The organism is Accumulibacter sp., assembly GCF_016789985.1.
In the GTDB taxonomy this organism is placed as follows: Bacteria; Pseudomonadota; Gammaproteobacteria; order Burkholderiales; family Rhodocyclaceae; genus Accumulibacter.
Map to the genome: position 1 here is coordinate 1 of NZ_JAEUOL010000024.1, position 8,799 is coordinate 8,799.

General features: G+C 62.2%; 5 protein-coding genes and 1 tRNA gene. 4 read left to right on the plus strand and 2 right to left on the minus strand.

Annotation, left to right across the window (positions count from 1 at the left end; all coding sequences use genetic code 11):
• The 4 genes from JNK99_RS01340 to JNK99_RS01355 form a co-directional block, all read left to right on the plus strand.
• Nucleotides 1-2,434: helicase-related protein (locus JNK99_RS01340; protein WP_291847517.1), on the plus strand; the 2,434-nt coding region annotated here is incomplete at its 5' end.
• Nucleotides 2,431-3,015 carry a hypothetical protein gene (locus JNK99_RS01345; RefSeq protein ID WP_291847520.1) on the plus strand — a complete coding sequence of 195 codons (585 nt, stop codon included), beginning with the start codon at nt 2,431-2,433 and terminating at the stop codon, nt 3,013-3,015. The genes JNK99_RS01340 and JNK99_RS01345, both read left to right, overlap by 4 nt.
• Entirely contained in the window at nt 3,012-6,800 is a 3,789-nt protein-coding gene (locus JNK99_RS01350) for a type IIL restriction-modification enzyme MmeI (protein ID WP_291847523.1), read from the plus strand. The genes JNK99_RS01345 and JNK99_RS01350 overlap by 4 nt, the downstream gene beginning before the upstream one ends.
• Nucleotides 6,797-7,288: a hypothetical protein gene (locus JNK99_RS01355; protein ID WP_291847526.1), complete on the plus strand. Its 492-nt coding sequence runs from the start codon at nt 6,797-6,799 to the stop codon at nt 7,286-7,288. The genes JNK99_RS01350 and JNK99_RS01355 overlap by 4 nt, the downstream gene beginning before the upstream one ends.
• Here JNK99_RS01355 and JNK99_RS01360 read toward each other — a convergent pair.
• A tRNA-Ser gene (locus JNK99_RS01360) sits at nt 7,259-7,352 on the minus strand. The two genes, JNK99_RS01355 and JNK99_RS01360, sit on opposite strands and share 30 nt — an antisense overlap.
• Nucleotides 7,352-8,632: an aspartate kinase gene (locus tag JNK99_RS01365; RefSeq protein WP_291847529.1), complete on the minus strand. Its 1,281-nt coding sequence runs from the start codon at nt 8,630-8,632 to the stop codon at nt 7,352-7,354. Before JNK99_RS01365 ends, JNK99_RS01360 begins: the two co-directional genes overlap by 1 nt.
• Nucleotides 8,633-8,799: the final 167 nt, after the last annotated feature.

Below are 8,799 nucleotides of genomic sequence, written 5' to 3' on the forward strand. Positions count from 1 at the left end.
GCGCCGCAAGATCAAGCGCTTCGCCGTCATCTGCCTGCCTCACCTGTGCGAGCAGTGGCAGGCCGAGATCCGCGCCAAGCTCGACATCGAAGCCGTGATCATCCGTTCCAACACCCAGGCGCGGCTGGACAGGCAGATCCATGGCGACACCAGCGTCTACGACTACTACCCCTACCAAGTTATCAGCATTGACTTCATCAAGTCCGATGTCCGGCGCGATGTGTTCATCGAGCAGTGCCCGGAACTGGTTATCGTCGACGAGGCCCATACCTGCGCACGGCCCGAAGGCGCATCGGCCAGCCAGCAACAGCGCTACCACTTGGTCAGCCGCATCGCGGCCAAGCCCAATCAGCACCTGGTCTTGCTCACTGCTACGCCGCACAGCGGCAAGTCTGACGAGTTCCAGTCCCTGCTCGGGCTGCTCAAGGCAGAATTCGAGCCGGTCGACCTGCCGGCCGCTTCACAGGCGCAGCGCCGGGAACTGGCAAGGCACTTCGTGCAGCGCAAGCGCGGCGACGTAGAGAAGTGGCTCGGCGAAGACACGCCATTTCCCGATCGGGATGCATTTGAACTGAACTACGCGCTGTCGCCGAGGTATTTCAGGCTCTTCGATGATCTGATCGACTTCTCGCGCAAGCTCATTGCGCCAGCTCAGGGCGGCCGACAGCAGCGCGTCCACTACTGGACGGCACTCGGGCTGCTGCGCGGCGCGATGTCCAGCCCGTCCGCGGGTGTGGAGATGCTCAACACCCGCATGTCGGCGCTGGCTAAAGTGGGCCGCAGCGAAGTGGGTGACGCCATTCCGGACGACGCCCCCAACCCCGTCGGTGACACCGAGTTCGGGCACGAGGCCGACAACGCGCCGACCCAGGTGGTGGAGCGCGCCGATTGGTCTGACCACCAGCGCCGCCAGCTCAAGGACTTCGGCGAACGCCTGCGGCAACTGGCGGGTGCGGATCATGACCGTAAGCTGGCGGCCACTGCTTGCCAGATCACGGCTTGGCTGACCGAGCCGACGCCGTTCTGCCCCGTCGTCTTCTGTCGCTACATCGAGACGGCCAAGTACGTTGGAGAGCACTTGGAGCCGCTGCTGCGCAAGCAGTTCGCGAAGCTGGACCTGCAGGTCATCACCAGCGAACTACCGGACGAGTTGCGCAAGCAGCGCATCGAGGTAATGGGCCGCTCGAAGCTGCGCGTATTGATCGCCACCGACTGTCTCAGCGAGGGCATCAACCTGCAGGACCAGTTCACGGCTGTCCTGCACTACGACCTGCCTTGGAACCCCAACCGCCTGGAGCAGCGCGAAGGTCGCGTTGACCGATTCGGCCAGGTGGCACCGGTGGTCAAGGCCTGCCTGCTCTATGGGGCCGATAACCCGATCGACGGCGTCGTGCTCGATGTGCTGCTGCGCAAGGTTCGTGAGATCAAGCGATCCACTGGCATCAACGTGCCGTTCCCCGAAGACTCGCAAAGCATCATCGACACGATCACCCAGGCACTCCTGCTCAACCCCAGCCGCAGCATCAGCACGCAGCAGGGCGTGCAGGGGACGCTGTTCGACTTCAGCGACTTCGAAGAGGCTGCTACGGCCAAAGACAAGGTCACTCGCAAGCTCGATAACGCTGCGGAGCGCGAGAAGGCGTCCCGTTCCATCTTCGCCCAGCACGCCATCAAGGCGCACGAGGTGGAGGCCGACCTGCGCGAGGTCGACGAGGCCATCGGCGACCCGCGGGCAGTGGAGACTTTCGTCACCAGCGTGCTGAACAACCTGATGGGCGTGCAGGTGGTGCCGCAAGCCAAGGGCTACCGCATCGTCACCGGCAACCTGCCCCCTGCGCTGCGCGAGGCCTTGCCTCCCGGTGATCAACTGCTGGTGAGCTTCAAGTCACCCATGCCCGAAGGCTTCCACTACTTGGGCCGCAATCACCCCTTCGTGGAATTGCTGTGCCAAGTCGTCATGGCCAACACCATCAACCGGCAGGACAAGTGCGCGGCTCGCGCGGCAGTCATTCGAACGCGCGCCGTCACCCTCAAGACCACCTTGATACTGTTCCGCTGCCGCAACGTCATCGAGCAGGCACGCAGCCACCAACAGATCGTGGCGGAGGAGATGCTGCTATGGGGCTGGCGCGGCACGCCGCAGCAGCGTGAGTTCCTCGACCATGCCACAGCCAAGGTTCTGATCAACGAAGCCCGAGCGTCTTCCGACCTCTCGTCCCAGGCCCGAGCCAGCTTCCTGGAAAACGAGCTGGCCCTGCTCGACAGCCTGGGCGATGCCTTCAGCGAGATCACTGAAGCGCAGTCCAAACGCCTGGTCGAAGCTCACGAGCGCTTCAGCTCGCTAATGGAGAAGCAGCGCTTCCAGGTCGTGTACCCGGTGCTGCCTATGGACCTGCTGGGCACGTACGTGCTGCTGCCGGAGCAGTCAAGTTGATCCTCGCCATCGACTCCGTCTTGAAAGCTGCCGCTCAGCGCAACCTGCCGGTGATGGCCGTGGACCTGGGCTTTTCAGGCGCGACGCGAAGCTGCGGCGTGGCCGCCACGCATGATGGGGAGACTGCTCGTCCAGCGGCTCAGCGCTTCGGTGAGTGCGTGTCGACGGTGATTCACTTCGCCCACGATCATCGCGAAATCGTTCTCGTGATCGAAGCACCGTTGTGCGCGGCATTCGACGAGCGCGGAAATCCGGCTCCCAGAGGGGATTTCGAACGCTCGCCACGCGCACGTTGGTGGAGCCTGGGTGCAGGCGCGGCCATGGCTCTTGCCGCGCAACACTTCCTGAGCACCGTCCATGACGCTGTACCTGATGGCACCGTGAACCTCGTCGAAGGCTTCGTGGTCGGCGCCGATTCGGGCGATCACGGCCAGGTCGCTGCCGATCTGATGTTGGCCTTCGTAGGTCTGAGCGACAGTGCCTGGTACGTCCCACCGGCCAAATCCAAGTTGGTGCTGGACTGGGTGCTGCGCCAACCCGGCCAACCGTCCCCGTTGATCCTCGCCCCCCGATACGCATGATCTACCCCAGCATCCGCATCGAAGGCGCGATCCTTTCGCCCGACGTCCTCGACCGGCTGGAGGATCTGGCCGGCCAGCGCGCCGCTGACTTCGGCCTGGAAGGCACCGCCAAGGTCAAAGACGAGATCGCCCGCGCTTGGGCCGACGCGCAGGATTACTGGCGCATCTTCCAGCGCAAGCTGGAATCGGTGCGTGCCGACAGCCCGGCCACCACGGAAACGCGCCAGCAGTGGGTGCTGCCGCTGCTGGGTCTGCTGGGCTACCAGCTCGACTTCCAGCCCAAGAGCGCCGAGGCCAACGGCAAGCTCTACCCGCTGTCCCACCGCGTCGCCAACCGTGGCGGCACGGTCGTCCACGTCACCGGCTACCGCGACCCGGCGGGCCTGGACCGCAAGGCCGAACAGCGATCCGGCGCCTTGCGCATGTCGGCGCACGCCATGGTGCAGGAGTACCTGAACCTGGCCGACGAGCTGTACGGCCTGGTTACCAACGGCCGCGTGCTGCGACTGCTGCGCGATAGCTCGCGGCTGATCAAGCTCACCTACTTGGAGTTCGACCTCGACCGCATCTTCAGCGATGGTCTGTTCGCGGACTTTGCGGTCCTGTACCGCCTGCTGCACGCCAGCCGCCTGCCGGCCAACCGCGACGAGGCGCTGCAAAGCTGGATCGAGCGCTACCACCAGGATTCACTGGACGCCGGCTCGCGCATCCGCGACGGGCTGTCGAAGGCGGTGGAGCAGTCCATCGTCAGCTTGGCCAACGGCTTTCTGCAGCACAAGGCTAACGACGCGCTGCGGCAGCAGGTGAGCAGCGGGCGCCTGAGTGCCGAAGAGTTCTACAAGCACCTGCTGCGCCTGATCTACCGGCTGCTCTTCCTGATGGTGATCGAGGAGCGTGGCCTCGTTTTCCCCAACGGCACGGCCGCCCGGCACCGCGAGATCTACGAGCAGTTCTACAGCCTGATGCGCCTGCGCCGCATGAGCGAGAAGCGGCATCTGGCCGACCGGCGGCATGCTGACCTGTGGTCTGCGCTGCTGGGCACCTTCCGGCTGTTTGAAGCGGGCGGGCCCGGCCTGAAGATGGGCGTGCCACCGCTGGCAGGTGACCTGTTCGGGCCACAAGCCATCGGCGTGTTGGCCCCCTGCACGCTTGGCAACGACGTGCTGCTGGGCGCGTTGCGCGCGCTGAACCTCTACACCCACCCGGACAACGGGCAACTCATCCGCGTCAATTACGGCGCCTTGAATGTCGAGGAGTTCGGCTCGGTCTACGAGGGGCTGCTGGAGTACGAGCCCGTCATCCTGCCCGATGGTGCGCAGACCAGCTTCGCCTTCAAGCAGGGCGACGAGCGCGCCAACACGGGCTCGCACTACACGCCCGACGAACTGGTCCAGCCGCTCATCAAGCATTCGCTGGACCACCTGATCGCCGAGCGGCTGAAGGCCCCGGACCCCGAGGCGGCGCTGCTGTCGCTGCGGGTGGCCGACGTGGCCAGTGGCTCGGGCCACATCCTGCTGGCCGCGGCGCGGCGCATCGGGCAGGAACTGGCCATCGTCCGCACCGGGGAAGACCAGCCTTCACCGCTGGCCATGCGCACCGCCGTGCGCGACGCCATCCGCCACTGCATCTACGGTGTGGACTTGAACCCGCTGGCAGTGGAGCTGTGCAAGGTGGCGCTGTGGCTGGAGGCGCACGTGCCGGGCGAGCCGCTGAGCTTTCTGGACCACCACATCAAGTGCGGCAACGCCATCGTCGGCTATGTGCGGCGCGAGGACATCGAGGCGCGTGGCGTGCCCGACGAAGCCTTCGCGAACTTGCCCGGCGACGACAAGGAGGTGGCCGCGGCGCTGCGCAAGCGCAACAAGGACGAGCGAGCCGGCCAGACGAAGCTGAAGTTCGACCCGGAAGTGGAGCGCCAGCTCGACGAGGCGCTGAAGGGCTGGAAAGGGCTGGACGCCTTGCCGGAACACACGCCGGAGCAGGTGGAGGCCAAGCGGCAGCGCTTCGAGGCCTTGTCGCAGTCGGCCGAGGCGCTGTCGATGGAGCAGCTTGCGGCGATCCCGATCGCGCAGTTCTACATCCCTAAGGTCAAGAACCGACCGGGAATGCATGTCACGGAAGAAGAGTTCCGCAGCTACTGGAAGGGCCAGCGTAGGCCGCAGTCACAGGCGACCGCGGAGGCGTGGGCGCTGGCCAAGCGCAAGCGCTTCTTCCATTGGTTCCTCGCTTTTCCAGAGGTGATCGCTAGTGGAGGCTTTGACTGCCTGCTTGGCAACCCACCGTACCTTGGAGGCAAGGACCTCAGCGGAAGCTACGGTCATGCCTTCTGCAGATACGTCAAATGGGAGTACGCACCGGCAGGACTGAGCGATCTCGTTGTCTATTTTGTTCGACGCTTGTACTCCCTCTTACGTGAAGGGGGCTTCATGGCCTTCATTACGACGAACTCGATACGTGATGGAGAGATCCGCAAGGACGGACTCGAGCAGATTCTCAGTGCTGGCGGCGAGATCAACTTCGCAGTCCGCGGCGTCAAGTGGCCCGGGCGAGCGAAGCTGGTTGTATCTTTGCTCGCGATACACCGTGGACCGTGGATGAAGCAGAGGAACCTTGATGGACAAGGTGTTCAGCGCATATCTGCTCACCTTGAAGATGGCGAACCCGAGCAAGCACCCACTGAGATCCCGCCCAACTCGGGCCGAGTCTACCAAGGGTCTGTTGTTCTAGGCGACGGCTTTCTACTGGACTATAGCGACGCAGAGAGGATGCTTACTGCGGACGCTGCGAATCAGGATGTCGTGTGGCCAATCATGAATGGCGCAGAACTGAACGGCACTCCTGACCAGCAGCCTGATCGCTGGGTCATCAACTTCTTCGACTGGAGTCGAGAGCGAGCGGAGCGTTACGCAGACCCGTATGAACGTGTAGCTACCGTTGTTCAGCAAGAGCGAGGAGCGGTCAAGGACAACGAACGTTACAAGGGTGCTAAGGAGCGATGGTGGCAGTTCATTTGGCCTCGCCCTGAACTCTACGAGAAGCTGCGGCCACTACAACGTTGCTTCGTCACGGCGGCCACAACAAAGTATCTGAATTTCTCCGTTGCGGGCACACGCTGTGTGTTCTCGCACGCTCTCTTTGCTTTTGCCACCGACCGCTGGGACCACTACGCTGTCGTCCAGTCAACTCTCCACGAGGTCTGGGCTCGCAAGTACAGCGGAGCACTCGAGACAAGGTTGCGCTATTCGCCCTCAGACTGTTTCGAGACCTTCCCGTTTCCCGGCGACCTCTGGCAGACTGCAAACTCTGTCCTGGCGCAGATCGGTGAGAGGTACCACGAGTACCGCCGCCGCTTGATGCACGACCTCTGGCTGGGCCTGACCCCCATCTACAACCTGTTTCACGCCCGCGACCTGAGCCCCGAACTTGTCGCCAAAGTCAGCAAGAAGCCCACCGACGTTGCCCGCGCCGGCTTCGACGGCCTGCTGGAATTGCGTCGCCTGCATGCAGCGCTCGACAACGCCGTGCGCGACGCCTACGGATGGGCCGACCTGAACCTCTACCACGACTTCGTCGAAGTCGAGACCCTGCCCGAGAACGACCGCGTTCGCTACACGATCAGCCCCGCTGCCCGCAAGGAAGTGTTGCAGAGGCTGCTCGCGCTGAATCACCAACGAGCGAAAGAGGAGGCGGAGGCGGCAAAGGCGCCCCCGGTCAAGGCAAGGGGCGCAGGCCGCAAGAGGGCTGCCACTCTGGTCACGGGGCCTGGGTTGTTCGACGATCTATGACGAAAGACACCCTTCACGGCTGGCATTGTGGCTACGCGACACGCTTCGGCCACATCCAAGAGCCTGAGCATGGTCTTGGCGGGTTGGAGAATTTGCCAAAAGTCGTTTCCACGCAGATCACTGTGGAGGCCCTCCGGGGAAAGTCGCCGCAAGAGCCTTTTCCGCCCACCGCCAACCAGACATTTCGCGATGGCGTAGGTCACAAAACCAAAGCACACGCCATCGCAAAATCCGCCCACCACCCCGTAATTCTCAAGCAAAAACAACAGCTTGAAAAAACCGTACTAAATTTACGAAGTCAGGAGGTTTCGAGAGAAACGGCCCGTAAGACACCAGAATTCGTCAGATATGACATTTGTGGTGTAGTCGAGGTCAGGAGGTTTCAACAAAAAACCCCGCAGAACATGGCGTTCAGCGGGGTCTTTATTTTTGCTGCAGAGAGTTTACAGCCGGTATCCTGGCGGAGACGAAGGGATTCGAACCCTTGATGCAGGTTTATGCCCGCATGCTCCCTTAGCAGGGGAGTGCCTTCGACCTCTCGGCCACGTCTCCTAAGACGGCGTGATGATATCGGTTTCACCCCGACCGGTCAAACCCAACTTCGCCTTCTGGGGTTTTTCGAGGCCGAAAGCCTTGTGCAGGACACGAACGGCAAGTTCCAGATATTTCTCTTCGATGACTACCGAGATCTTGATCTCGGAGGTCGAGATCATCTGCAGGTTGATGTTTTCCTTGGCCAGTGCGCCAAACATCTTGCTCGCGACTCCCGGGTGTGAGCGCATCCCGACTCCCACCGCGGAGACCTTGCAGGTGGTGTTGTCACCGGAGACATCGCGTGCCCCAATCTTCTCCTTGACGCCTTCCAGGATCTTGAGCGACTTGTTGAAGTCACTGCGATTGACCGTGAAAGAGAAGTCGGTGGTGCCGTCGCGACCGATGTTCTGGATGATCATGTCGACGTCGATGTTCGCATCGGCGATTGGGCCGAGGATCTGGTAAGCGATGCCTGGGCGGTCCGGAACGCCCAGTACGGTGAGTTTTGCTTCGTCGCGATTGAACGCGATACCGGAGATGATCGGTTGTTCCATATGGCCTTTTTCCTCAACAGTGATCAGCGTGCCTTCGCCTTCTTCCTCGAAGCTGGAAAGGACGCGAAGTTTTACCTTGTACTTGCCTGCGAACTCCACCGAACGGATCTGGAGCACCTTGGAGCCTAGACTGGCCATTTCCAGCATTTCTTCAAAGGTGATCGTATCGAGTTTGCGCGCTTCCGGTACGACACGCGGATCGGTTGTGTAGACGCCGTCGACGTCGGTGTAGATCTGGCACTCGTCGGCGTGCATGGCGGCCGCCAATGCAACTGCCGAGGTATCGGAGCCGCCGCGGCCCAGCGTTGTGATGTTGCCCTCTTCGTCGGCACCCTGAAAGCCGGCGACAACCACGACGTTGCCATCATTCAGTGCCCGGCGAATCTTGTCCTGATCGATCTTCAGTATTCGCGCCTTGGTGAATGTGCTGTCGGTCAGGACCCCGACCTGCGAACCGGTGAAACTCTTTGCCTTGATGCCTTCCGCATGCATGGCCATGGCCAGCAGCGCGATCGTCACCTGTTCCCCGGTGGAAGCGATCACGTCGAGCTCACGCGGGTCGGGCGAGGGCGAAATCTCCTTGGCCAGCGCGATCAGACGGTTGGTTTCGCCGGCCATCGCCGACGGGACGATAATGATGTCGTGCCCTTGTGCACGCCAGCGAGCGACGCGTCGTGCGACGTTCCTTATGCGATCCGTCGAGCCGACCGACGTACCGCCGAACTTCTGAACTATCAGTGCCATTACCGATCCAGTTGAAAAATCCAAAAGATGTCCATTTTAAGGCAATGTCAATCCTGTGGGCAAAGGCGGCGTTAGTGCAACATGCTTTCTGTAAATTTCCTTCGAGCTGGAAAGGCGTTGCCGAGTTGCCCGCAGCGATGAGGGCGCGTAGCGCCCGAAGAGCGGAG

What these genes read in the sequence shown, in the direction of transcription:
- JNK99_RS01350 (WP_291847523.1), top strand. Translation starts at nt 3,012, where the DNA reads ATGATCTACCCCAGCATCCGCATCGAAGGCGCGATCCTTTCGCCCGAC.
- JNK99_RS01355 (WP_291847526.1), top strand. Translation starts at nt 6,797, where the DNA reads ATGACGAAAGACACCCTTCACGGCTGGCATTGTGGCTACGCGACACGC.
- JNK99_RS01365 (WP_291847529.1), bottom strand. Translation starts at nt 8,632, where the DNA reads ATGGCACTGATAGTTCAGAAGTTCGGCGGTACGTCGGTCGGCTCGACG.